Genomic DNA, 24,596 nt, shown 5'->3' with positions numbered 1-24,596 from the left:
CATCGGAACGAAAGTCTCGCGGCGAATGGCCGGGCGCGGGCTTCTCGGCGGCGCCCGGCGAACCGGTTCCCGTGCGGCGCGCGAGGCCCGGCGCGGAACCGGGTTCGGCGACGGCGAGCGTGTCGTACCCCCGTCCTACGCTGCTCGCCGTGCCCGATCCCGTTCCGCTCCCGGCCGCCGCGCGTCAGCTGGCGTTCGACGAACTCGACACACCGCTCTACGACACCACCTTCGTCGTCGTCGACCTGGAAACGACCGGGACCAGCCCGGACGGGGACTCCATCACCGAGATCGGGGCGGTGAAGGTGCGCGGGGGAGAAGTGCTGGGGGAGTTCGCGACTCTGGTGAATCCGGGATTCGCGATCCCGCCCGCGATCGTGCAGATCACCGGGATCACCACGGCGATGGTGTACGAGGCGCCGCGGATCGAGGCGGTGCTGCCGGGTTTCCTCGAGTTCGCCGCCGGCGCGGTCCTGGTGGCGCACAACGCCCGTTTCGACACCGCCTTCCTCAAGGCCGCCGCCGCCCGGCAGGACATCGCCTGGCCGAATCCGCAGGTGCTGTGCACGGTCAAGCTCGCCCGGCGGGTGCTGACCCGCGACGAGGCGCCCTCGGCCCGGCTCGGCGTGCTCGCCCAGATCCTGGGCGCCTCGACCACCCCGACGCATCGCGCCCTCGACGACGCCCGCGCTACCGTCGACGTGCTGCACGCCCTGATCGGCCGGGTCGGCAACCAGGGCGTACACAGCCTGACCGAGCTGCTCGACTATCTGCCCGGGGTGACCGGAACCCAGCGCGCCAAGCGCGCTTTCGCCGGTGATCTGCCGACCGCGCCCGGTGTCTACCTGTTCCGTGGGCCGTCCGACGAAGTCCTCTATATAGGGACGGCTGTCAACCTGCGCCGCCGTGTCCGCACCTACTTCACCGGTTCGGAGACCCGCGGCCGGATGAAAGAGATGGTGGCCCTGGCGATCCGGGTCGACCATGTGGTGTGCGCGCACGGTCTGGAAGCGGGGGTGCGGGAGTTGCGCCTGCTGGCCGCGCACGCGCCGCCCTACAACCGCCGCTCGAAATTCCCCCGGCGCGGCTGGTGGCTCACCCTCAGCGACGAAGCCTTCCCCCGGCTCACCGCGGTGCGCACACCCACGCGAACCGCGTTGGGGCCGTTCGGTTCCCGCGCCGATGCCGTCGACGTGGCGGCGACGATCGCCGAGTTCGCCGGCCTGCGGACCTGCGCCACCCGGCTCACCCGCGCGGCGCGACACACCTGCCCGCCCGCCGTCGTCGGCGGCTGCCCGGCCGCACACCCCGAGGTCGACCTGGACGCCACCGGCTACGCCCCGGCCGTGGACGCGGTGCGCGACCTGCTCGCCGGTCGCTCGGACGCGCTGCTGCGCGCCATGCTCGACCGCATCGAAACCCACTCCACCGCTGAGCATTTCGAGGCCGCCGCCCGCCTGCGCGACCGCGCCGCCGCCGTCGTCACCATGCTGTACCGCACCCAGCGCCTCGCCGCGCTGGCCCGGCTCGCGGAACTGATCGTCGCCCTGCCCGACGGCGCGGGTGGCTGGGAGTTCTCGGTGATCCGCTACGGCCGCCTCGCCGCCGCGGGCACCGCCCGGCGCGGCACCCCGCCCATGGCGGTCGTCGACCAGATCGTCGCGGCCGCCGAGACCGTCCTCCCGGACCTGGGCGACGCGGCGACCACCGGCCGCATCCGTCCGGCCACCGCCGCGCCCGGCATGGACGCCCCGCCCGCCCACGATGCCCTGTTCGCCTGCGCGACCCCGCCCGACGACGACATTCCCCCGTTGCGCGGCGCCCCTCCCGAGGAGGTCGGCGTCATCGCCCGCTGGCTGGCCAAGCCCGGCGCCCGCATCGTCCGCACCAGCGAGGGCTATCGCGAACCCCTGCACGGCGCGGCCCGCTGGAAAGGCTGGGCCCAGCTGGCCCGCACCGCCGCCACCACGGTCGGCCCGGGGGAGCAGTACCTGGCCGAACGGTGACCGCGGGTCCGGAGGATCATGGAAGCGCCTGTCACGCCCCGGTGACGGCGGGAGAGAGGGCGAAGGCGCGAATGTTCGTGAAGGTGTGCGGTCTGACCACCGAGGAGCAGATCGACTGGGCCGTCGAGCTCGGCTACTCCGCGATCGGCGTCATGGCCACGCCCAAGAGCAAGCGGTACCGCACGCCCGCGCAGGCCCGTGCCCTCGCCGACTACGCGCGCGGCCGGATCACCACCTTCGTCGTGGCCCTGGCGGCCGCCGAGGTCACCGAGGTGGCCGACGCCTTCGACGTCGTCCAGCTCTATCAGTGGGCCGACCTGCCCAACCTCGCGTTCTGTTCGTCCACGCCGCCCGCGCCCGAGCAGACCAGCGAGTACTTCTTCTACGACGCCAGCGCGGGCTCCGGGATCTTCGAGGAGTTCCCGGACTGGGTGCGCGCGCTGCCCGGCAAGGTGGTGCTGGCCGGCGGGCTCGATGCCGGCAATGTCGCCGAGACCATCGCCCGGCACCGCCCGTACGGCGTCGACGTGTCCAGTTCGGTGGAATCGGCGCCCGGGGTGAAGAGCCTGGAGCTGATGCGCCGGTTCAAAGCGGCCACCGAGCGGCCCGAAGTTCTAGGCTGATCCCATGATTACCGCGATCGTGCTGATCCAGGCCGAGAACTCTCGTATCCCCGAGACCGCGCAGGCTCTCGCCGACACCGCCGGAGTCGCCGAGGTGTACTCCTGCGCCGGTGACGTCGATCTGATCGCGATCGTGCGGGTGCGCGATCACGAGCGCATCGCCGAGGTCGTCACCAGCGGCATCGACAAGGTCCCCGGCGTAGTGCGCACCACCACCCACATCGCCTTCAAGTCGTACTCGAGCGCCGACGTGGAAGCCGGATTCTCGCTGGGGGAGTGAGGCTTTCGCGCGCTCAGGACTCGTCGAGGACCTGGGTGAGCTCGGCCCAGCTCTGCAACAGCTTCGCCGCCGCGCCGCTGTCCACCGCGGCGGCGGCGCGCTCGAGCCCGCCGGTCAGGGCGGCGTCCAGATCCAGGTCGACGTCGCCCGCGCCGCGCGAGAGGTCGTAGGCGACGATCGCGGCCGCCGAGTTGAGCAGCACCGCGTCGCGCACCGCGCCCGGCGCGCCGGCAAACATCTCGCGCGCGATCCCCGCGTTGGCCACGGCGTCACCGCCGCGCAGCGCGTCCAGGTCCACCCGAGGGATGCCGAGGCGGGTCGGATCGAGCACGGTCTGCCGGATCCGCCCGCCGCTGACCACCCACACGTCGGTGACGTCGGAGGTCGTGATCTCGTCGAGTCCGTCGCGTCCGCGCACCACCAGCGCACTCGCGCCACGCTCGGCGAACACCCCGGCGATGACCGGCGCCAGGTCGGCGAAGGCGCAGCCGATCAGGCCTGCGCGCGGCTGCGCGGGGTTGGTGAGCGGGCCGAGCACGTTGAACACGGTCGGGATGCCGATCTCCTTGCGCGCCGGACCGGCGAAACGCAGCCCCGAGTGGAACAGCGGCGCGAAACAGAAGCCGATCCCGGCCTCGCGCACCGACCGCGCCACCGACTCCGGGCCCAGCGCCAGCTTCACGCCCAGCGCCTCGAGCACGTCGGCGCCGCCCGCCTTGGACGACGCGGCCCGGTTGCCGTGCTTGACCACCGGCACCCCGGCGGCCGCCACGACCACCGAGGACATGGTGGAGATGTTGACCGACCCGGAGCGGTCACCGCCGGTGCCGACGATGTCGACCGCGTCGCCGTCGACGTGCACCAGGCGGGCGTGCCCGAGCATGCCGGCGACCATCCCCGCCAGCTCGGTGGGGGTGGGGCCCTTGATCTTCATGGCGACGCCGAAGGCCGCGATCTGGGCGGCGGTGGCGTTGTCGGTGAAGATCTCGTCGATCACCCAGGTGGTGTCGTCCGCGGCCAGGTCGCCGCCGTCGGCGAGGGTTCCGAGCACCTGGGGCCAGCTGCGCACGCTCATCTGCTCCGCATCTCCGTTCGACATCGCCATCGCGCAACTCTGATCGGGCGCGGCGGGGTAGCGCAAGCCTATTGCGCCGTTGGCTGAGTTTACGGCGCGGGACGCGGCGGTTGCAGCGCGTCCCAGCCGTCGGCGACGCCGTCGTGGCGTTGCGCGAGCCCGGCCATCCGCGATCGCTCCTGCGAACAGGTCAGCGGATCGAGGCGCTGCACCCGCTGCAACACGACCGGCACCAGCTCGCCCGCGGTGGTGTCCACGGCCTCGGCCCGCGCGTAGCCGTCGTAACCGGCGATCTCGGCGGCCTCGTCGATCCGGTCCGCGGGCAGGCGCAGGTGGTGGCGCAGGACCGAGTCGGCGTCCCGGTCGAGCTCGGTGGCCCGGTCCAGCGCCGCCGAGCAGGCTTCGGCGTCGTCGAAACTCGCCGCGACCACGACGAGATCGGTCCGCGCGGGGTCGAGCGACTCGCCCTGCCCGCCGAACAACCGCCGCCACATCCGCACCACGACCATCGCCGCCTCCTCGTCTCAGGTTATCCACATCCAACGCTGTCACAATGGGTCGTCACGTGATCGTCGCCAACACGCCGACGGAGGTCGTAGACCCCCTCTGTGCGTGGGTTTTCCGACTCCCGCGACAAACTTTCGTACCCGGGTACAGCTGTCGTACTACGAAGAGTCATACTTACCCCGTGACGACCGCAGTAGGCACCCCAGGATCGGCCATTACTCAGCGTGTGCATTCGCTGAACCGGCCCAACATGGTCAGCGTCGGAACCATCATCTGGCTGTCGAGCGAGCTGATGTTCTTCGCCGGCCTCTTCGCCATGTACTTCGTTGCGCGCGCGCAGGCGCACGGCAACTGGCCCCCGGAGCCGACCGAGCTGAACATGAAGCTCGCCGTTCCGGTGACGGCCGTGCTGGTCGCATCGTCGTTCACATGCCAGATGGGTGTGTTCGCCGCGGAGAAGGGCGACGTGTTCGGCCTCCGTCGCTGGTACATGATCACCCTGCTGATGGGCGCGTTCTTCGTCGCCGGCCAGGGCTACGAGTACTACCACCTGGTGGAGGAGGGGACCTCGATCTCCGGCAGCTCGTACGGCTCGGTCTTCTACATCACCACCGGCTTCCACGGTCTGCACGTGATCGGCGGTCTGATCGCGTTCGTGTTCCTGCTGATCCGCACCACGCTGAGCAAGTTCACGCCCGCCCAGGCCACCGCCGCCATCGTGGTGTCCTACTACTGGCACTTCGTCGACATCGTCTGGATCGGGCTGTTCGCCACGATCTACTTCGTCCGCTAGCGCGCGGGCGCACAGCATTTGCACAAGTCGGTTCCGTCTACTCCAAAGGGACACAGATGAGTTCATCTCCCCCGTCGGCCCCCGAGCCCGCCGGCCCTGACCACGGTCAGGCCACCAAGGCGCGTAAGCAGCGTCGCGTTCGCCGTCGTATCGCGGGTGGCCTCGCGTTGCTGGTTGGTCTGGTCGGAGCCGGCTTCCTCGCCGCGGCACTCACCCCCGCGCCTCAGGTCGCCACCGCGCACGAGGACCAGTCCGCGCTGATCCGCGAGGGCAAGCAGCTCTACGAGACCTCGTGCATCACCTGCCACGGCGCGAACCTGCAGGGTGTCGAGGATCGTGGCCCCAGCCTGATCGGCGTCGGCGAAGCCGCCGTCTACTTCCAGGTGTCCTCCGGCCGCATGCCGATGGTGCGCAACGAGGCCCAGGCCATGCGCAAGCCCGAGAAGTTCGACGCGCATCAGACCGACGCGCTCGGCGCGTTCGTCGCCGCCAACGGCGGTGGCCCCTCGGTGATCCGCGACGCCAACGGTGAGATCGCGCAGGAATCGCTGCGTGGCGACGACATCGCCCGCGGCTCGGAGCTGTTCCGCATGAACTGCGCCTCCTGCCACAACTTCACCGCCCGTGGTGGCGCGCTGTCCGGCGGCAAGTTCGCCCCGCCGCTGGCCGAGGCCAACGAGCAGCAGATCTACGACGCCATGCTCACCGGCCCGCAGAACATGCCGAAGTTCTCCGACCGGCAGCTGACGCCGGAGGAGAAGCGCGACATCGTCGCCTACGTCAAGAACGCCGCGGAAGAGAAGTCGCCCGGCGGCTGGGACCTCGGCGGTTTCGGCCCGGCGACCGAGGGTCTGGCGATCTGGGTTATCGGCATCACCGCCGTGGTGGGTGCCGCGATGTGGATCGGATCTCGCACATGAGTGGACAGGAGCACAACGACATGGGTCGGGAACCGACCGAAGCCGAACTGGACGCGATGACGCGTGACGAGCTGGTCGAGCTCGGTACCGCGCGCGACGGCGTCGACGTCGCGTACCGCGGCGAGCGCTGGCCGGTCCCCGGCACGCGCGCGGAGAAGCGCGCCGAGCGCGCGGTCACGTTCTGGTTCGCCATCTCCGGCCTGGCCGCCGCCGCGCTGATCGGTGTCTTCCTGTTCTGGCCGTGGGAGTGGAAGGGCAACGGCGACGAAGGCCATGCCGCCTACTCGCTGTTCACCCCGCTGGTCGGTCTGACCTTCGGCATCTCGGTGCTGGTCATCGGCATCGCGGTGGTGCTGATCCGCAAGCGGTTCATCCCCGCCGAGATCTCGATCCAGCAGCGCCACGACGGCCCGTCCGACGAGGTCGAGCGCCGCACCCTGGCGGCCGAGCTGCAGGACGCGCTCGACACCTCCACCCTGGGTCGCCGCAAGATGATGCTCGGTACCGCGGGCGCCGGCGTCGGCGTGCTGGGTATCGGCGCGCTGCTGGTGTTCGTCGGCGGCATGGTGAAGAACCCGTGGGCCAAGCGCGACAAGTCGCCGCTGTGGGTCTCGGGCTGGACCCCGGACTTCCCGGGCGAGACTGTCTACATCCGCCGCGACACCGGTCGCCCGCAGGATGTCGTGCTGGTGCGTCCGGAGGACCTGGACGCGGGCGCCATGGAGACCGTCTTCCCGTGGAAGGAGAAGTGGCGCGGCAACGAGCACGAGACGCTGCAGTCGCTGCGCGGCATCCGCAACGCGGTCATGCTGATCCGTCTGCGCACCGCGGACGCGGAGAAGGCCATCAAGCGCAAGGGCCAGGAGAGCTTCAACTACGGCGACTACTTCGCCTACTCGAAGATCTGCACCCACCTCGGCTGCCCCACCTCGCTGTTCGAGCAGCAGACCAACCGCATCCTGTGCCCCTGCCACCAGTCGCAGTTCTCGGCGACCGAGTGGGGTAAGCCGGTCTTCGGTCCGGCCGCCCGCGCGCTCCCGCAGCTGCCGATCACCGTCAACTCCGAGGGCTTCCTGGTCGCCAACGGCGACTTCATCGAGCCGCTCGGCCCGGCCTTCTGGGAGCGTCGTTCATGAGCACTCTGGTGGCGAACCAAGCCAACGAGATGGACGAGCGGTATCGCGCCGCCGCGTTCATGAAGCGGTCGATCAACAAGGTCTTCCCGACCCACTGGTCGTTCCTGCTCGGTGAGATCGCGCTGTACGCGTTCATCATCCTGCTGCTGTCGGGTATCTACCTGACGCTGTACTTCGACCCGTCGATGGCGCACGTGACCTACGACGGCGCCTACCAGCCGCTGCGCGGCGTCGGCATGTCGCGGGCGTACGAGACCGCGCTGAACATCTCCTTCGAGGTGCGCGGCGGTCTGTTCGTCCGGCAGATCCACCACTGGGCGGCCCTGCTGTTCGCGGCGTCGATCATCATCCACCTGTTCCGCATCTTCTTCACCGGCGCGTTCCGCAAGCCGCGTGAGGCGAACTGGGTGATCGGCTCGCTGCTGCTGATCCTGGCGATGTTCGAGGGCTTCTTCGGCTACTCGCTGCCCGACGACCTGCTCTCGGGTACCGGTCTGCGCGCCGCGTTCTCGGGTATCACCATCGGTGTCCCGGTCGTCGGTACCTGGCTGCACTGGCTGATGTTCGGCGGCGACTTCCCCGGCGACATCATCATCCCGCGCCTCTACATCGCGCACGTGCTGCTGCTGCCCGGCATCATCCTGGCGCTGATCGGCGCGCACGTCGCGCTGGTCTGGTACCAGAAGCACACCCAGTTCCCCGGCCCCGGCCGGACCGAGAACAACGTGGTCGGCGCGCGCATCGTGCCGGTGTTCGCCGCGGACCAGGGCGCGTTCTTCGCGTTCACCCTCGGCATCGTCGGCATCATGGGCGGCATCCTGCAGATCAACCCGATCTGGAACCTGGGTCCGTACAACCCGTCCCAGGTCTCGGCGGGCTCGCAGCCCGACTTCTACATGATGTGGACCGACGGCATGGCGCGTCTGATGCCGCCGTGGGAGCTCTACCTGGGTCGCTACACGATCCCGGCGGTGTTCTGGGTCGCCCTCGTCATGGGCCTGGTGTTCACGCTGCTGATCGCCTACCCGTGGATCGAGAAGCGCCTCACCGGCGACACCACCGCGCACCACAACCTGCTGCAGCGTCCGCGCGACGTGCCGGTGCGTACCGCCATCGGTGCCATGGCCATCGCGTTCTACGTGGTGCTCACGCTGTCGTGCGTCAACGACATCATCGCGCTGAAGTTCGACATCTCGCTGAACGCGACCACCTGGATCGGTCGTATCGGCGTGCTGCTGCTGCCGCCGCTGGCCTACTTCGTGGCCTACCGGTTCTGCATCGGCCTGCAGCGCAGTGACCGCGCGGTGCTCGAGCACGGCATCGAGACCGGTGTCATCAAGCGCCTGCCGCACGGTGAGTACATCGAGGTGCACCAGCCGCTGGGCCCGGTCGACGACCACGGCCACGCGATCCCGCTGGAGTACCAGGGCGCCCCGGTGCCCAAGAAGATGAACAAGCTGGGTTCGGCGGGCAAGCCGGGCACGGGTAGCTTCCTGCGCCCCGACCCGAAGGCGGAGTCCGACGCCTACTTCGAGAACGAGCACGTCGAGGAGCACAAGATGCTCACGGCCCTCGCCGAGGAGCAGGCCCGCGCCAACGGTGACGAGCCGCACGGTCACTGACCGCGCACCGACGCACACGAGGAAGGCCCCGAGTCGCTACGACTCGGGGCCTTCCTCGTCATCTCGGTCGCTACAGCCGTGGGGTGCGCCGGTAGGCCTCGATCGCCTCGAACTTGGCCAGGTTGTGGCGGGCATCGGCCAGCGCGTCGTGGGCGTCGTCGGGGATCGGCGGCAGTTCGGGGCTGCCGTGCGCGGCCCAGTGCTGGCGCAGCTCGTTGGTGTAGCGCGGCATGCCCTTGGGCAGCGCGGTCATATCGCCCCAGAGCTGGCACAGCGCGACGTGGTCGTAGGCCGAGACCCAGGCCCACAGCTCCGGCTGCACGCTCGGGCGGGGCAGGAAGAACTTGAACAGGTCGTCGCGGATCTGCGCCCTGGTGCGATACAGCGGCGATCCCGCCGGCGGCAACTTCGGCAGCACATGTTTGCGCACCCACGGACCGGCCCGTCCCGCGTCGAATTCGGTGGAGACCGCGTAGTACTCGCGACCGTCCTCGCAGACGACGCCGATCGAGATCAAATCGATCGTGGTGCCGTCCTCGATGAATTCGGAGTCGTAGAAATATCGCAGGGAGATCGCCTCTTCGTGCCGGTGGGCGGCCGTGACCGTCCGAGGAGGACGACGCGGTCCGTGACCCACGATGGGTCGGGAGAAACCCTATGTCGATGGTTCGGGGACGCGACGAACGGGTAGCCGGTACGCCGGATATTCGCCGGGCGGCGAAAGCCGTATTCTGATCTGGTGACCTGGACCGTCGACGTACCCATTGACCGCCTGCCGGAACTGCCGCCGCTGCCCGCCGAGCTGCGCCACCGGCTCGACGCCGCCCTGGCCCGGCCCGCGCTGCAGCAGCCGTCCTGGGACGCCGACGAGGCCGCGACGATGCGTACCGTGCTCGAGAGCGTGCCGCCGATCTGCCTGCCCGCCGAGGTGGAGGAGCTCAAGACCCAGCTCGCCGCCGTCGCGCGCGGCGAGGCGTTCCTCATGCAGGGCGGTGACTGCGCGGAGACCTTCGCCGACAACACCGAGCCGCACATCCGCGGCAACATCCGCACCCTGCTGCAGATGGCCGTCGTGCTCACCTACGGCGCGAGCCTGCCGGTGGTGAAGGTCGCGCGCATCGCCGGGCAGTACGCCAAGCCGCGCTCCTCGGACACCGACGCGCTCGGGCTCACCTCCTACCGCGGTGACATGGTCAACTCCCTGGTCGCCGACCAGCAGCTGCGCCGCCACGACCCCTCGCGCCTGGTCCGCGCCTACGCCAACGCCAGCGCCGCGATGAACCTGGTCCGCGCGCTGACCACCGCGGGCATGGCCGACCTGCACCAGGTGCACGACTGGAACCGCGACTTCGTCGCCCAGTCGCCCGCCGGCGCCCGCTACGAGGCGCTGGCCGAGGAGATCGACCGCGGCCTGCGCTTCATGACCGCCTGTCAGGTCAACGACCCGAGCCTGAAGTCGGCCCGCATCTACGCCTCGCACGAGGCGCTGGTGCTCGACTACGAGCGCGCGATGCTGCGGCTGAGCGAGTCCGAGACCGGCGAGCCGCTGCTCTACGACCTCTCGGCGCACTTCCTGTGGATCGGCGAGCGCACCCGTCAGCTCGACGGCGCGCACATCGCGCTGGCCGAGTTGCTGGCCAACCCGATCGGCCTGAAGATCGGGCCGACCACCACGCCCGATCAGGCCGTGGAGTACGTCGAGCGGCTCGACCCGCACAACGAGCCCGGTCGGCTCACCCTGGTCGCCCGCATGGGCAACGGCAAGGTGCGCGACGTGCTGCCGCCCATCATCGAGAAGGTGCAGGCCACCGGCCACCAGGTCATCTGGCAGTGCGACCCGATGCACGGCAACACCCACGAGTCCTCCACCGGCTTCAAGACCCGCCACTTCGACCGCATCGTCGACGAGGTGCAGGGCTTCTTCGAGGTGCACCACGCGCTGGGCACCCACCCCGGCGGCCTGCACATCGAGCTGACCGGCGAGAACGTCACCGAGTGCCTGGGCGGCGCGCAGGACATCTCCGACCTCGACCTCGAGGACCGCTACGAGACCGCGTGCGACCCGCGCCTGAACACCCAGCAGTCGCTGGAGCTGTCGTTCCTGGTCGCCGAGATGCTGCGCTAGTTCGGAGCGCTGGCGCGCTCGAACCGCCGCTGCGCGGCGATCCCTCCTCGAGGCCGGGATGTGCGGGGCCGGGAGTGCGGTGTGTGCCTGGGCGCGGTCAGCGGTGACCGCGCCCGGGCTTGTCCTTGTCCTTGTCGTCTTTGTCCGGGGCCGGATCTCTTCAAGGCAGGGCGGTGAGCGTCACGACGCTGCCCGCTTCCACGTTCGAGTTGAAGCCAGGGACCTGGCCGATCACCAGGGAACTGTCGGAGTCGGTGATGGACTTGACCTCGACTCGCAGGCCCAGCTGCTGGAGTTTGCTGCGGGCGTTGCCGACGGTCTGACCCATCACATTGGGCACCTTCACCGCGTTCGACACGATCAGCGTCACGCTGTCGCCGGACTGCAGGGTGGTGCCGACGGCGGGGTCGGTGCCGATCGCCTTGTCGCCCTCGATGCTCTTGTCGTATTGCACGCGGGTCTCGCGCACGGTCAGCCCGGCGGTGGTCAGGGCTCTGGCCGCCTCCTCGGCGGTCTTGCCGCGCACGTCCGGCACGTTGACCGGCTGCGAACCCTTGCTGCGGTACACCTTGACCTGGGCGCCCATCGGCAGGATGGTGCCCGGCGCCGGTTCCACTTTGGCCAGCGAGCCCTTCGGAGCGGTGCTCGGGGCCTCGCCGCTGTCGATCGGCTGCAGGCCCGCGTCGCGGATGGCCTGGTTGGTGGCGCTGATCTGGTCGCCCGGCGTGATGTCGGGCACGCGGGGCTTGCCGTTGGAGATCAGCACCGCGATGGTCGAGCTCTTGGTGACCCGCGACCCGGCCGACGGATCGGTGCCGACCACGCCGCCCACCGGGATGGTGTCGGAGGCCTTGTTGCGCAGGACCGTCTCGAAACCGGCCTCCTGCAGCACCGCCACGGCGCGTTCGGAGTCCATGCCCGCGATCGGCGGCACGGCCGTGTAGCGGCCCACGCCCAGCCACCAGCCGCCGATGCCGACCAGCAGGGTCAGCGCGGTGACGATCGCGGCCCAGACCACGCCGGTGCGGCGCGAGGGATTCTCGTTGGACGCGAACGGGTTGTGCTGTGGTGCGGGGGAGTGCGCGTGCTGGTAGTCGTCGGGGCGCGGGCGAGGCGCGGTGACCACCCTGGTGTGCTGTGGCTGGGCGTTCGGCATCGCGTGCGCGACAACGGGATTCGGGGTGACCGGGCGGTCTCCGGGGTGGTGTGCGTCGCCGGTGCGGTAGCTCTCGCTGAGGTGCTCGGCCGAATCGCGGGGCGCCGGAACCCGGTACGGCGGCAGATTCAGCTCCATGGCGATCATCTGCAGCTGCGCGGCCATCTCGTTGGCGTCGGCGTAGCGGCGCTCGGGATCGCGGGAGGTGGCCTTGGCGACCAGGGCGTCGAGTTCCGGCGGCACGCCGCCGATGAACTGGCTCGGCGGCGGCACGTCGTTCTCGACCCGCTGATACGCCACCGACAGCGAGTTGTCGCCGGTGAACGGCACCCGGCCGGTGAGCAGTTCGAAGATCAGGATGCCGAAGGAGTACACATCGCTGCGGGCGTCGGCGGTGCCGGTGGTGACCTGCTCGGGCGCCAGGTAGGCGGCGGTACCGAGGATGACGCTGGCCGAGGTGGTGTTGGCGGCGGCGACGGCGCGGACCAGGCCGAAGTCGGCGATCTTCACCTCGCCGGCGTCGGAGATCAGGACGTTCTCCGGCTTGATGTCGCGGTGCACGAGTCCGGCGTCGTGGGCGGTGCCGATGGCGCGCAGGACCGGCTCGGCGACGGCGCGCACCGCGTGCGGCGGCATCGGGCCGCGCTCGCGCAGCAGTTCGCGCAGCGTGCCGCCCTCGACCAGTTCCATGATCAGGAAGGGGTACTCGCCGTCGACGCCCTGGTCGTAGACGGCCACCAGCGAGGGGTGCTTCAGCTTGGCCACCGCGCGCGCCTCGAACTCGAAGCGGGTCAGGAACTGGGGGTCGCCGGCGAACTTCGGATCCATCACCTTGACCGCCACCGGGCGATCCAGCCGGGTGTCGGTGCCCCGGAACACCATCGACATCCCGCCGCGAGCGATCGGCGCATCGATGCGATAGCGCCCTTCCAGCATCTGGCCGATCAAGTGATGTCCTCCGGCTTTCACAAACTTCTCACCCCTCGCGACACTGCGACAAGCGACCAGGCCACCGTGTGCGGCCCCCACGATCGTAACCGGGTCATGATGGCATGCCAGCCGATGCACGCGAGGTCGCACGTACTACGGTTGTGCGAGTGAGTGCCTTCCCTTGCAGCGACGATGTGCTGCCCGACACCGAAACCGTCGTCTCGCTCCCCGAGGCCGCCGACATACTCGGTATCCCGGTCACCGCGGTGCACCAGTTGCTGCGTGACCACCAGCTCCTCGCGATCCGCCGCAACGGCGTCGCCGGCATTCCGTCCCGCTTCTTCGACGACAACGACGAGATCGTCCGGATGCTGCCCGGCCTCATCACCGTGATGCGCGACGGCAAGTACTCCGACGAGGACATCCTGCGCTGGATCTACACCGAGGACGACTCGCTGCCCGGCCGCCCCGTCGACGCCCTGCACGGCCCGCTGGCGCGCGAGGTCGTCCGCCGCGCCGCCGCCGAACCCTTCTGATCCCGCGCGTTCCTGCCGCCGCCCGCCGGCCCGGCCCATGGCGTGTCCGGTCGGCGGCCCGATAGCCGGCGTCCGTCGCTCCAGCCCTGATCCTCGTCAGCGGGCCTCGGTGCGCGTCTGTCGACCTGCGCCTGAGCCCGGTCGGCGGCGCGCCGGGTACGCGGCTCAGACCTGCGGCCCCGAGCAGACGCCCGTCGCTCAGGAAGCGCCGCGTCCGGTTGCCTGATCGTGTGCCCGCCGCCAGGCGGACGAGCGCAGCAGTCGCAGGCCGTTGAGGCCGACGAGGACCGTCGAACCCTCGTGCCCGAGCACGCCGAGCGGCAAGGGGAGATGACCGACCAGGTCCCAGACGACCAGGACGCCGAGGAAGCTCGCCGCGATGGCGAGGTTGGCCAGCACCACCCGGCGTGCGCGCCGCGACAGCGCGATGACGGCCGGGATGGCGGTCAGGTCGTCCCGGACGACGATGGCGTCCGCGGTCCGCACCGTCAGATCCGAGCCCGCGCCACCCATCGCGATCCCCACCTGCGCGGCGGCCAGGGCGGGCGCGTCGTTGATCCCGTCACCGACCATGGTCACCCGGTGGCCGCCCGCGGCCAGCTCCCGCACGGCCGTGACCTTGTCGTGCGGCAGCAGCCCGGCGCGCACCTCGCCGATCCCGAGCTGCCGGGCGAGCCGGTCCGCGGTGGCGGGGTTGTCGCCGGTCAGCAGAACCGGTGTGCTGCCGGTGGATTCGGCGAGCGCGGCCACCGCGCTCGCCGCCTCGGGGCGGACCTGATCGGTGAAGCCGAGCACCGCCACCGGTTCGTCCTCGCGCAGCACCACGACCGCCGTGCGGCCACGGGAGTGTACCGTCGCGACGATCTCCGCGGCGGCGATCGAGCGCGTCGGCCTGGCGCTGGACCCGTGCCGCACTCGTGCGGCGTCCGCGACCGAGCTGAGATCGCCGGTGAGCACGGTGGGCGAGCCGATGCGCAGGTGGTGGCCGTCGACCCGCCCCGACACGCCACGACCGGGTTGTGCGGCGAAGTCGTGGACGACAGGGAAATCCAGATCCCGCTGCCGGGCAGCGCGGACGGTCGCCGCGGCCAGCGGATGTTCGCTCGGGTGCTCGACCGCGGCGGCCAGGCGCAGGATCTGATCCTCGGAGACCGCACTGCCCGGCAGCGGGTGGATCTCCACGAGGTCCGGGATGCCGCGGGTGAGCGTGCCGGTCTTGTCGAAGGCGACCCGGGTGGTCGCGCCCAGCTGTTCCATCACCACCGCCGACTTCACCAGCACGCCGTGGCGGCCCGCGGTGGCGATCGCGGCCAGCAGCGGCGGCATCGTGGCCAGGACCACCGCGCAGGGGGAGGCGACGATCATGAACGTCATCGCGCGCAACAGGGAATCCCGCAGCGGCGCACCGTAGATCAGCGGAACGATGAAGACGGCCAGCGTCGCGACGACCATGCCGATCGAATAGCGCTGCTCGATCTTCTCGATGAACAGCTGGGTCCTGGCCTTGGTGCGACCCGCCTCCTCGACCAGCGCCGCGATCCGCGCGACCACCGAATCCTCGGCCCGGCGCTCGACCCGGACCCGCAGCGCGCCGGTGCCGTTGAGCGTCCCGGCGAACACCTCGTCGCCGGTGGCCTTGTCCACCGGCAGGGGTTCACCGGTGATGGTGGCCTGGTCGACCTCGCTCGCGCCGTCGACGACCCGGCCGTCGGCGGCGATCCGGTCGCCGGGACGGATCAGGATCACCTCGCCGATCGCGAGATCGACGGCGGCGACGGTCTGTTCACCGTCGTCGGTGAGCCGGGTCGCGGTGTCGGGGGCGAGGGTGAGCAGGCCGCGCACCGAGTCCTCGGTGCGCGTGGTCGCCAGCGCCTCGAGCGCACCCGAGGTCGCGAAGATGACGATGAGCAGCGCCCCGTCCACGACCTGGCCGATCGCCGCCGCCCCGAGTGCGGCCGCCACCATCAGCAGATCCACGTCGAGGGTCTTGTCCCGCAACGCTTTCAGACCCGCCAGACCCGGTTCCCAGCCGCCGGCGAGGTAGCAGGCCAGCAGCAGCGACCACCACAGCCAGGACGGTCCGCCGGTCAGCTTCGCGAGCAGACCGAGCGCGAACAGCGCGGTCGCCGTGGCGGCCCAGCGCATCTCGGGAATCGCGAACAGTCCGGTCCGCGTGGTCGAAGCGCGGGACGCGGTGACGGCGCGGGTCGGCGTGGCGGTGGACGAGACCACAGGGCACCTCCGAGGCGGGGAACGAGGACCCGAGAATAACAGATCATATGAAGAGATATTCATGTGTGCTGGTCCGCTACACTCCACGCCATGGGACACGGTGTGGAAGGCGGCCGTCCGGCGACGCGGCTGGACGCCGCGGCCGCCGCGCACGTGGCGACCACCCTGCAAGCGTTGGCCACCCCGAGCCGACTGCTGATCCTGTCCGAACTGCGCCAGGGGCCCCGACCGGTCACCGAACTCGCCGAGGCGGTGGGGATGGAGCAGTCCGCGGTGTCGCATCAGCTGCGGCTGCTGCGCAATCTGGGCCTGGTCACCGGCACCCGCGCCGGCCGCAGCATCGTCTACAGCCTCTACGACCAGCACGTCGCCCAGTTGCTCGACGAGGCTGTCTACCACAGCGAGCACCTGCGCCTGGGCCTGGCCGAACGCCCTGAGATCGCGGGCTGAACCGACGGCATCGGTCGGTGCCGGGGCTTGGCACGTCGGCGGACGGCCCGAGATCGCGGCAGTCCGATGATGTGACGCCGCGGGCCGCCCGGCCGCGTCAGCGCCGTACGGTGGCGAACCCCTTGGCGGCGACCAGGATTCGCCGACGGTTGGGCACCGTCGCCCTTCGCTGGAACACCTGGAAGTCGGCCCCCTCGATACGGTCGAGGATCTCGGCGTAGAGCGCCGCCGCCGTGCGGATCGCCGGCCGGACCCGGGGCTCGAGCAGCGCGATACCGGGCTCCGCGCGGCGGTAGACATCGCGATTGACGGCGATCAGATGTGCCAGCGCGCGGCGCAGCGGCTGATCGGTGCGCCCGGTGGCACGGCACGCGCGCAGGTGGGCTTCGTCGACGCCGAAGGCGGCCAGCTCCTCGGTGGGCAGGTAGATCCGGTCGCGGTCGAGGTCCTCACCGACATCGCGCAGGAAGTTGGTGAGCTGGAAGGCCTCGCCCAGCGCGGCGGCGGCCGGTTCGGCGTCGGCGACCGGGACGACCGTGCCGAGCACCGGCAGCAATTGCAGGCCGATGGCGGCGGCGGAACCACGCATGTACTCGCGCAACTCGGTCATGGTGGCGTAGCGGGTGCGGTGGCCGTCGGTGCCGGGCACGTCCATGCGCATGGCGTCGAGGAACGTCCAGAAGTGGGTGTGCGCGATGTCGTAGCGGGCGATGGTGTCGGCGGCGGCGGTCAGGATCTGCCGACGACGCGGGTCGCCGGTATCGATCACGCCCTGTTCGAGGGCGAGCCGGAATTGCCGTTCGACCAGATCGAGGTGCTGGGCCGGGCTCAGCTCCGAACCGGCGAGGTACGCGCCGTCGCGGGGGTCGAGGACCCGGGCCGGGTTGTCGGCGTGGTCGACGATGTCGTCCACCATGCGCGCGAAGGCGTAGAGCGCGTGCACGGCTCGGCGCCGCGGTGGTGTGAGCAGGGTGGTCGCCAGGTAGTACGTGCGACCGTGCTCGGCGGCGATGCGCCGACAACTCGCGTACGCGGCATCGAGCGGGATCACAGCGGCGTCGGCCGCCGGCCCGGTCAGGTCTTCCGGCGCGACCGCGCCCGGACCCCGATCGCTCATGCCCGGACGGTGGGCGCCGGTTCCCTGGTGACGGGCCGGGAACTGGCCGATCGCAGGTGCAGGGGATCGACGGTCCGCAGCGACACCGCGGCCACGACGGCGGCGAAGGTGGCCAGCGCGACGTGCCAGAAGTTGTACAGCCCGATCGACCCGTCCGGCTGGAACACCAGCATCAACCAGGTGCACAGCCCGACCAGCCACTGCAGGGTCACTGTCGACAGCGCGAAACCGGCGGCCAGCGCCAGCGGCCACGAGTAGTACCAGGGCAGCGCGGCGGGGGAGAGCAGCACGATCGCGACGAACGCGATCACGATGCCGAGGACGGCCTCCCGCTCGGAATGCCGGAACCGCCACCAGATGGCGACCAGCAACACCACCAGGGCGATCTTGCACAGTTCGCGGGTCACGCTGAGCACGGAGTCCAGGCGCAGCGGGGTCACCCAGGTGACCATGTGCGCCAGGATCGTTGGCAGCGAGAGCCAGTTGATGATCTTGTTGGAGCCCTGCAGCGCGGTGACCCAGCCGAACCCGACCCCCGCGATCACCGAGGCGGCGCCGAACACCAGCGCGAACACCCCGACACCGATACCGGCGATCTTGGCGAAGACGAACAGCGGATGCGGCATGTCCGCCGACGGGCGGGCCGCGTCGGGATGCTTCTGGTCTTCCGACACCTCGGGATCGGAGGCGCCCCGTTCGGCGGCCCGACGCTCCTTCTCGTGCAGGATCCAGATCCACACCAGGAACGGCAGCGCGACGCCCGCGGTGGCCTTGATGGCGACGCCGATCGCGACGACCACGATGCCGGCCACATGGTGGCGTTCGAGCACCAGCGCGATGCCCGCGCACATCAGCCCGACCATCAGCATCTCGTTGTGCACGCCGCCGATCAGGTGCACCAGCACCAGCGGATTGAGCACCGCCAGCCACAGCGCCACGGTCGGCTTCCCGCCCAGGTGCTTGGTCAGGTACGGCACCGCCCACATCATCAGCGCCAGGCCGGGCAGCATGACGACGCGCAGCGCGATGGTGCCCGCGATGACGTTGTCGCCGGTGAGCATGGTGAGCACCCGGCCGATGAGCAGGAACATCGGGCCGTAGGGCGCGGTGGTGGTGGTCCAGACCGGGCTCACGTTGTCCAGCAGCACACCGGGATTGGCGACGGGACCCACCTGATAGGGGTCGTAACCGTCGCGCAGCAGCGCGCCCTGGGCGAGGTAGGAGTAGGCGTCGCGACTGAACATCGGCGCCGCGAACAGCAGCGGCGTGATCCAGATGCCAACGATGGCCCGCAGCTCGTTCAGCGTGACGTGCCCGCCGTCCTTGCCGAGGGTGTTGCGGCCCAGCCGAACCCACGCCGTGATCATCAGCAGGACGCCGATCCAGATGACGATCGTCGATAGCGCGTAGCCGTGGCCGAACCGCAGCCAGGACAGGTGCAGTGCCTCGAGCAGCGGGTCGCGCTTGCGCACGGCGCCCGCGCCGAAACCGCCGAAGGTGATCATGACCGCGCCGAAGAACCCCATGACGGCCGCGTGGCCTTCGGGACTGCGGATGAAGTCACCCGCGGTCCGTAGCCGGGACCGGACGCCGGGATCGGTCCCGGTGGGCATGTGGCGCTGCGGCTCGAGGGTGCGCGTGGTGTCCATGGGGCCTACGGTCGTCTCAGGGGGCGGCATGTTCGGTCGGTCCCCCCGGATGGTCGGCGGTCGCAACCGCGAGCTGATAAGTCGGCCGTCAGTTTACGGCTTCACGTTGGAACACTAGCCCGGTGGTCGGTGGCGTTGCGCGTCCGGCTGCCGGTGATTCGTGCCGCGGCCAGCTTGCCCGACAGCAAGGTGGTGGGCACGCCCACCCCCGGAGTGGTGCCGCAACCTGCGAGAACGACGTTGTCCACGCCCCTTGGCAGATTGCGTGGCCGGAACGGACCCGTTTGGCGGAACAGGTGTGCCACCGAGAACGGTGTGCCGGCGATCATGCCCTGCGCCGCCCAGGTGACCGGAGTGTCGACGTGGTCGATCCGGAAGTGCTCGGCGATCCCGGTGTAGCCGCGCCGCTCCAGCTCCGCGAGCAGTTCGCGCAGATAGGCCGGGGCGAGGCGGTCCCAGTCCAGCGGCGCGGCGTCCAGATTGGGACACGGCGCGAGCAGCGAGAACGGTTCATGGCGGCCGTCGGCGCGCTCGACGTACAGACCGGCGTCGGTCAGTGCGGGCCGGGTCAGCAGCAGGGACGGATCGCTCATGACCCGTCCGCGGCCGCGGCGCGCGGCGATCTCGGTGAAGGTCGTGGCCCAGGCGGCCCCGAAATCGATGGTGTGATGGGCCTGCACCGGCCACCGCGCGGCGACCTCGGCGGGCACCGTGCCGTGGGCCACCACCGCCGACGGTGAGGCCCGCAGACCGCGCCGGTGGCGCAGGCCGAATCGGGGCAGTGCGCCGAGATCGGCGGTGAGGACGACGGCATCGCAGGCGACCCGGCGGCCGTCGGCGGTGCGAACCGCCTCGGCGCGGCGGCCTTTGCGCGTGCCGGCCGCATAGTCGATCCCGACGACCTCGGCCCCGAGGAGCAGGTTGCCGCCCGCCGCCGTGAACGCCTCGGCGAGCGCGGCGGTGATCGCGCGCATGCCGCCCTCGGGGAAGTAGACGCCCAGGCAGGTGTCCATGTTCGGGATCGCGCCGTAGAGCGCCAGCGCCTTGTCCGGCACCGTGCCCGCGTAGAGCGCCTGGAAGGTGAACAGCCGGGCCAGCCGCTCGTCGCGCAGGTAGGACCGCACCCGCGGTCCCAGCTTGCCGAAGCCGCCGAGGCGGGCGAGCGCCGTCAGCCCCGCCCGTGCTTCGCCGCTGCGCACCAGGTCCAGCGGCGAATCGAAGTTCGCGTCCATGAACTCGTCGTACTCGGCGTCGTAGATCCGCCCCAGCCAGGCGCGCAGCCGCCGGTAGTTGCGGGCCTCGGTCGGTCCGCAAGCTCGCTCGACCTCGGTGGCCATCGTCTCGGCGTCGTCGTAGACGCGGATGTCGGTGCCGTCGGCGTAGCGGGCGTGATAGGCGGGCGCGAGGCGGTGCACGCGCAGGCCGACGTCCGCGCGCGTCCGCCCGACCGCGGCCAGCGCCTCGTCGATCAGCTCCGGCAGCGTGAGCACGGTGGCCCCGTTGTCGATCTCGTAGTCGTCGAACCGGTAGCGCCCGACCCGGCCGCCCGGATGATCGGCCCGTTCGAGCACGGTCACCTCGCGGCCCGCGCCGCGCAGATGCAGCGCCGCGGCCAGCCCGGCCAAGCCCGCGCCGACCACGACGACATGGTTCGTCTGTCCCACCACGCTTCTCATGGCGGGCTCAGGCGGTTCGGCGGGTGGCGGCCAGCGCCATGTCGTGCAGTAATTGCTTGGCCTGCGCGGTCGCGCTGCTCGTCGCCACGGCGCGCAGGCCGGTGTCGGTGAGCTCGGTGATCCGGCGTTCCACCTCGTCGACCGCGCCGAGCTCGGTGAGCAGCGCGCGCAGCCGGTCCACGGCCGCATCGTCGAGATCGGTGCCGAGCCCGGTGCGGATCAGGGCCGCCGGTGCCGGCTCGGCGCGCCGCAGCGCCTCCGCGATGAGCACGGTGCGCTTGCCTTCGCGCAGGTCGTCGCCGGACGGCTTGCCGGTGACGGCGGGGTCGCCGAACACCCCGAGCAGGTCGTCGCGCAGCTGGAAGGCGATGCCGACGTCGGTGCCGTAGGTCCGCAGCGCCGCCACCAGGGCGTCGTCGGCTCCGGCCAGCGCGGCGCCCAGGTGCAAGGGGCGTTCGATCGTGTACGCGGCGGTCTTGTACCGGTTGATCCGCAGCGCGGCCTCCACCGATTCGTCGCCACCGGCCTCGCCGTTGATGTCGAGCAACTGCCCGCCCAGCACCTCGGTGCGCATCCGCGCCCAGACCGGCGCGAACCGGGCCAGCGCGGCGGGGGCGAGCCCGGCCTCGTGGACCAGGTCGTCGGCCCAGGCCAGGGCGAGATCGCCGATCAGGATGGCGACGGCGCGGCCGTACTCGGCGCCGTCACCGGGCCAGCCCGCCGCGCGGTGCCGGTCCTCGAACTCGATGTGCACGGTCGGGTAGCCGCGCCGGGTCTGCGAGGAGTCGATGATGTCGTCGTGTACCAGCGCGCACGCCTGCACCAGTTCCAGCGCCGAGCAGGCGGTGAGCACCGCGGCCGCGTCGGGTCCGGCCGGATCGCCGCCCGCGCCGAGCCAGCCGGTCCAGGCGAAGCCGGGCCGGGTGCGCTTGCCGCCCCGGATGACGAACTGTTCCAGCGCCTCGGCGGCGTCGACGAAGACCGGGCCGAGCGGCTCGACGATCTCGCGCCGGGACGCGAAGAAATCGGCCAGCACCTGCTCGACCGCGGCGACGAACGCGGGCGTGCCCGGCGTGAGCGTGACGAGATCGACCGAAGCCGGGGTGTCGGCGACGGACCGGGAAAGCGGGGTACCGATTCCGGCGGACAGGGTGGCCTCCAGGTGCGGAAGTGGGCGAGCGGATGGACGTCGATCGCACGCGGCGGCGCGATCACCGGCGTTCCGTCGCAGAATACGCGGGTGGCGCGGGGGTGTCGTCGGCGCACACGGCCGCTGCGACCGACCCCACACCCGGCGATTCGGCGGTGTCTGCCCCTCGCGCGGATCGCGTTCAGCGGACTTGACGAACGAGCGGCAGGTCCGTGCCCGATTTCGGCCGGTCGCGGCCGTCGATTCCCGGTCGGCGCCGCGGTGCCGGGGCGCACCACTACACTGAACCGGTGACATTCGACGATGGACGGGGACGTTCGACCCCTGATCGACCCGCCCGGAAGCAGTCGATCGTCTCGAACACCCCCTCGGTGGTGCAGAGCCTGCGTGCCCACTCGGGCAGCGGCGTGCCCTTCTCGGTGGAGTTCAATCCGCCCCGCGACGCGGCGGGCGAGGCCCGGCTGTGGCGCGCGGTCCGCGAGTTCGAGTGCATGCACCCGGCCTATGTGTCGATGACCTACGGCGCCGGCGGCTCCACCAAGGACCGCACCGTGCGGATCACCGGTGAGCTGGCCACCGAGACCACCCTGCTCCCGGTCGCCCACCTCACCGCCGTCGGTCACAGCATCGACGAGTTGCGCGCGCTGGTCGGCTCCTACGCCGATTCCGGCATCCGCAACCTGCTCGTCCTGCGCGGTGACCCGCCGGGCGATCCGCTCGGGGAGTGGCGCAAGCATCCCGAGGGCGTCGAGTACGCCGAGGAACTGGTGCGCATCGTGCGCGATCTGGGCGACTTCCACGTCGGTGTCGCCTCGTTCCCGCAGGGGCACCACCGCTCGCCCGACCTCGACCACGACACCCGCCAGCTCGCCGCGAAACTGCGTGCGGGCGCGGAGTATTCGATCACCCAGATGTTCTTCGACGTCGAGCACTACCTGCGGCTGCGGGACCGGGTGGTGGCCATGGACCCGATCGAGGGCGCCAAGCCGATCATTCCCGAGCTGATGCCGATCACCTCGCTGCGTACCGTGCAGCGCGCCGAGGAACTCTGCGGCCGTCCGCTGGAGCCGTCGGTGCTGGCCCGGCTGACCCGCGCCGCGGGCACCGGCCCCGAAGAGGACAAGGCGGCCGTGCGCGCCGAGGGCATCCAGATCGCCACCGAGATGGCTCAGCGCCTGATCGACGAGGGCGCCCCCTGCCTGCATTTCATCACCCTCAACTTCGCGAAGGCGACCAGCGAGGTGCTCACCAATCTCGGTTACGGCGTGACGGCGGCCCCGCTCAGCGCGTGAGCGCGAGCTCGGTCCACACGCGTTCCCAGTTCCTGGTCATCGCCGGATAGACGATCAGGTAGCGGAACGGTTTGATGAAGGCCATATAGGCGCGCCCGAACACCCCGTTCGGCTTCACCAGCACCGCCATCTGCAGGTGGTAGCCGGGCCCGTCGTCGTCGGGCACCCACCCCAGGTGCATCACCCCGTGCACGGTGCCGTTGGCGATCTCGGCCGCGTACTCGTCGTCGAGCGCGTACAGGCTGGTGAACGGGCTCCCCGCGTCGTCGGGTCGCGGCAGTTCCCGCAGGTCGGCGGGCAGCCGATCCCGCAACGACGCCACCCGCCGCCCGGCCCCCGCCGCCTCCCGATCCCACCCCAGCACCGCCCCCAGCTTCCACCGGATCTCGAACAACACCCCGCTCACCCCGGAAGACTCCGACGCCCGCGCCGTCCGCAACGCCGCGAGCAGCGCCGGAAAGTCCCCCGCCGCCCCACCCGGCGTCCGAAACCGCCACACGTCCTCGACCTCGAAATCCGGCGTGATCTCGTGGATACGCCACCCCCGCCCGGTATGCGCCACTGCCGGAACTCGCATGAGAAACCCCTCTCCGTACGGATGCGTATGGAGGGAGCGTACCCCTGATATACGCCTACGTATAGATCAGATCCGCGCGGCAGCGGCAATCGATCGATCTCCGCTGCGCCTGCGGGCTGCGAACACGCCCGCGTCCAAGCCGACTCGACTCCGGATATTCCGGACAGCAAACGGCGCGGCGCACCAGACTCGCCGAACGCTGTTGGCGCATCACGAAATTCGCGACCAGGGAGGCCGCGTCCTCCCCGGAACGGGCGGTCCTCTCAGCCATGGCGCACGGCAACGGCCCCCACTCCGACGAGGTCTTCACCGCTCTCCTCGTCGGCCTGACGAAGACCGATGACGAGCGTGCGCGGATGTACCATGACCTGGTCGATGAGGTGTTGTCCGAGGCGGCCAGCCGACGGTTGGAGGAATTGATGACGATGACCTACGAATACCAGGGCCGGATCGCCCGTAAGTATGTCGAGCAGGGCCGACAAGAAGGCCGCGAAGAGGGCCGTGAAGAGGGCCGTGAAGAAGCCACCGCGGCCAGCATCCTGACGGTCCTCGGTACCCGTCGACTCGCTGTCTCCGACGACCAGCGGGAACGTATCCAGGGTTGCCGAGACCTGAACCAGCTCGATGCTTGGCTGAGACGCGCGATCGACGCAGCGGAGACAGCGGATCTCTTCGACTGAACCCCGTAGACCTTTCCGAGCTCGGGTCGGCGGGTATGGGAAGCCGCGTGCGGCGGCCCGCTCC

At 70.5% G+C, this 24,596-nt stretch carries 22 protein-coding genes; 12 read left to right on the top strand and 10 right to left on the bottom strand.

Annotated features, from left to right (window positions below):
* Positions 1–149 precede the first annotated feature (149 nt).
* The 3 genes from ATM97_RS07760 (at position 150) to ATM97_RS07750 (ending at position 2,909) form a co-directional block, all read left to right on the top strand.
* Positions 150–2,006 carry a DEDD exonuclease domain-containing protein gene (locus ATM97_RS07760; RefSeq protein ID WP_218717265.1) on the top strand — a complete coding sequence of 619 codons (1,857 nt, stop codon included), beginning with the start codon at positions 150–152 and terminating at the stop codon, positions 2,004–2,006.
* Positions 2,007–2,077: 71 nt separating this feature from the next.
* The gene (locus ATM97_RS07755; protein WP_218717264.1) at positions 2,078–2,629 is read left to right on the top strand and encodes a hypothetical protein; all 552 of its coding nucleotides are present in this window, start codon (positions 2,078–2,080) and stop codon (positions 2,627–2,629) included.
* A 4-nt stretch (positions 2,630–2,633) separates the two neighbouring features.
* Positions 2,634–2,909 (top strand): Lrp/AsnC family transcriptional regulator, encoded by a 276-nt coding sequence (locus ATM97_RS07750; RefSeq protein WP_218717263.1) that lies wholly within the window; start codon positions 2,634–2,636, stop codon positions 2,907–2,909.
* A 13-nt stretch (positions 2,910–2,922) separates the two neighbouring features.
* Here the strand turns inward: ATM97_RS07750 and trpD are convergent, their stop codons facing one another.
* A complete protein-coding gene (gene trpD, locus ATM97_RS07745) occupies positions 2,923–3,984 on the bottom strand; it encodes an anthranilate phosphoribosyltransferase (protein ID WP_218717276.1) in 1,062 nt (353 codons plus the stop codon).
* An 89-nt stretch (positions 3,985–4,073) separates the two neighbouring features.
* A complete protein-coding gene (locus tag ATM97_RS07740) occupies positions 4,074–4,493 on the bottom strand; it encodes a hypothetical protein (RefSeq protein ID WP_218717262.1) in 420 nt (139 codons plus the stop codon).
* 179 nt (positions 4,494–4,672) lie between these two features.
* Between ATM97_RS07740 and ATM97_RS07735 the strand changes: the two genes are divergently transcribed.
* The 4 genes from ATM97_RS07735 to ATM97_RS07720 are packed head-to-tail and all read left to right on the top strand — an operon-like array spanning position 4,673 to position 8,962.
* On the top strand, positions 4,673–5,284 hold the full coding sequence (locus tag ATM97_RS07735; RefSeq protein WP_218717261.1) for a heme-copper oxidase subunit III: 612 nt from the start codon (positions 4,673–4,675) through the stop codon (positions 5,282–5,284).
* A 56-nt stretch (positions 5,285–5,340) separates the two neighbouring features.
* Positions 5,341–6,204 carry a c-type cytochrome gene (locus ATM97_RS07730; RefSeq protein ID WP_218717260.1) on the top strand — a complete coding sequence of 288 codons (864 nt, stop codon included), beginning with the start codon at positions 5,341–5,343 and terminating at the stop codon, positions 6,202–6,204.
* On the top strand, positions 6,201–7,340 hold the full coding sequence (locus ATM97_RS07725) for a ubiquinol-cytochrome c reductase iron-sulfur subunit (RefSeq protein ID WP_255587357.1): 1,140 nt from the start codon (positions 6,201–6,203) through the stop codon (positions 7,338–7,340). The genes ATM97_RS07730 and ATM97_RS07725 overlap by 4 nt, the downstream gene beginning before the upstream one ends.
* Positions 7,337–8,962: a cytochrome bc complex cytochrome b subunit gene (locus ATM97_RS07720; protein WP_218717259.1), complete on the top strand. Its 1,626-nt coding sequence runs from the start codon at positions 7,337–7,339 to the stop codon at positions 8,960–8,962. The genes ATM97_RS07725 and ATM97_RS07720 overlap by 4 nt, the downstream gene beginning before the upstream one ends.
* Before the next feature lie 70 nt (positions 8,963–9,032).
* Here ATM97_RS07720 and ATM97_RS07715 read toward each other — a convergent pair whose 3' ends face one another.
* Positions 9,033–9,530 carry a polyadenylate-specific 3'-exoribonuclease AS gene (locus tag ATM97_RS07715; RefSeq protein ID WP_218717274.1) on the bottom strand — a complete coding sequence of 166 codons (498 nt, stop codon included), beginning with the start codon at positions 9,528–9,530 and terminating at the stop codon, positions 9,033–9,035.
* Between the two features lie 171 nt (positions 9,531–9,701).
* On the opposite strand from ATM97_RS07715, the gene ATM97_RS07710 reads away from it, so the two are divergent.
* The gene (locus tag ATM97_RS07710) at positions 9,702–11,087 is read left to right on the top strand and encodes a class II 3-deoxy-7-phosphoheptulonate synthase (protein WP_218717258.1); all 1,386 of its coding nucleotides are present in this window, start codon (positions 9,702–9,704) and stop codon (positions 11,085–11,087) included.
* Between the two features lie 160 nt (positions 11,088–11,247).
* Here the strand turns inward: ATM97_RS07710 and pknB are convergent, their stop codons facing one another.
* The gene (pknB, locus tag ATM97_RS07705; RefSeq protein ID WP_218717257.1) at positions 11,248–13,212 is read right to left on the bottom strand and encodes a Stk1 family PASTA domain-containing Ser/Thr kinase; all 1,965 of its coding nucleotides are present in this window, start codon (positions 13,210–13,212) and stop codon (positions 11,248–11,250) included.
* A gap of 128 nt (positions 13,213–13,340) precedes the next feature.
* On the opposite strand from pknB, the gene ATM97_RS07700 reads away from it, so the two are divergent.
* Entirely contained in the window at positions 13,341–13,709 is a 369-nt protein-coding gene (locus ATM97_RS07700; RefSeq protein WP_218717256.1) for an Rv2175c family DNA-binding protein, read from the top strand.
* Between the two features lie 198 nt (positions 13,710–13,907).
* Here the strand turns inward: ATM97_RS07700 and ATM97_RS07695 are convergent, their stop codons facing one another.
* On the bottom strand, positions 13,908–15,941 hold the full coding sequence (locus ATM97_RS07695) for a heavy metal translocating P-type ATPase (protein WP_308248404.1): 2,034 nt from the start codon (positions 15,939–15,941) through the stop codon (positions 13,908–13,910).
* Positions 15,942–16,031: 90 nt separating this feature from the next.
* Between ATM97_RS07695 and ATM97_RS07690 the strand changes: the two genes are divergently transcribed.
* Positions 16,032–16,391, top strand: coding sequence for a metalloregulator ArsR/SmtB family transcription factor (locus tag ATM97_RS07690; protein ID WP_218717254.1), 360 nt, complete (start codon positions 16,032–16,034; stop codon positions 16,389–16,391).
* 97 nt (positions 16,392–16,488) lie between these two features.
* On the opposite strand, the gene ATM97_RS07685 is transcribed toward ATM97_RS07690, so the two are convergent.
* The 4 genes from ATM97_RS07685 to ATM97_RS07670 all read right to left on the bottom strand — a co-directional run bounded on the left by ATM97_RS07685 (position 16,489) and on the right by ATM97_RS07670 (position 21,995).
* Positions 16,489–17,442, bottom strand: a complete 954-nt coding sequence (locus tag ATM97_RS07685) for a phytoene/squalene synthase family protein (protein ID WP_374104837.1) — start codon at positions 17,440–17,442, stop codon at positions 16,489–16,491.
* A 62-nt stretch (positions 17,443–17,504) separates the two neighbouring features.
* A complete protein-coding gene (locus tag ATM97_RS07680; RefSeq protein ID WP_218717252.1) occupies positions 17,505–19,157 on the bottom strand; it encodes an alpha-(1->6)-mannopyranosyltransferase A in 1,653 nt (550 codons plus the stop codon).
* A gap of 101 nt (positions 19,158–19,258) precedes the next feature.
* A complete protein-coding gene (gene crtI, locus ATM97_RS07675; protein ID WP_218717251.1) occupies positions 19,259–20,833 on the bottom strand; it encodes a phytoene desaturase family protein in 1,575 nt (524 codons plus the stop codon).
* 7 nt (positions 20,834–20,840) lie between these two features.
* A complete protein-coding gene (locus ATM97_RS07670; protein WP_374104836.1) occupies positions 20,841–21,995 on the bottom strand; it encodes a polyprenyl synthetase family protein in 1,155 nt (384 codons plus the stop codon).
* A gap of 278 nt (positions 21,996–22,273) precedes the next feature.
* Here ATM97_RS07670 and ATM97_RS07665 point away from each other — a divergent pair, with 278 nt between their 5' ends.
* Complete coding sequence (locus ATM97_RS07665) at positions 22,274–23,275, top strand: methylenetetrahydrofolate reductase (RefSeq protein ID WP_374104835.1); 1,002 nt, start codon at positions 22,274–22,276, stop codon at positions 23,273–23,275.
* Here the strand turns inward: ATM97_RS07665 and ATM97_RS07660 are convergent.
* Complete coding sequence (locus ATM97_RS07660; RefSeq protein ID WP_218717249.1) at positions 23,265–23,852, bottom strand: DUF2867 domain-containing protein; 588 nt, start codon at positions 23,850–23,852, stop codon at positions 23,265–23,267. The two genes, ATM97_RS07665 and ATM97_RS07660, sit on opposite strands and share 11 nt — an antisense overlap.
* A gap of 269 nt (positions 23,853–24,121) precedes the next feature.
* Here ATM97_RS07660 and ATM97_RS07655 point away from each other — a divergent pair, with 269 nt between their 5' ends.
* A complete protein-coding gene (locus ATM97_RS07655; RefSeq protein WP_218717248.1) occupies positions 24,122–24,532 on the top strand; it encodes a hypothetical protein in 411 nt (136 codons plus the stop codon).
* The last annotated feature ends 64 nt before the right edge of the window (positions 24,533–24,596 follow it).

Origin of the sequence: Nocardia sp. MH4, from assembly GCF_019266065.1 — a bacterium.
Lineage (GTDB): Bacteria > Actinomycetota > Actinomycetes > Mycobacteriales > Mycobacteriaceae > Nocardia > Nocardia canadensis.
Note: the sequence above shows the minus strand (reverse complement) of the source record. Positions and strands in the feature narration are given on the sequence as shown.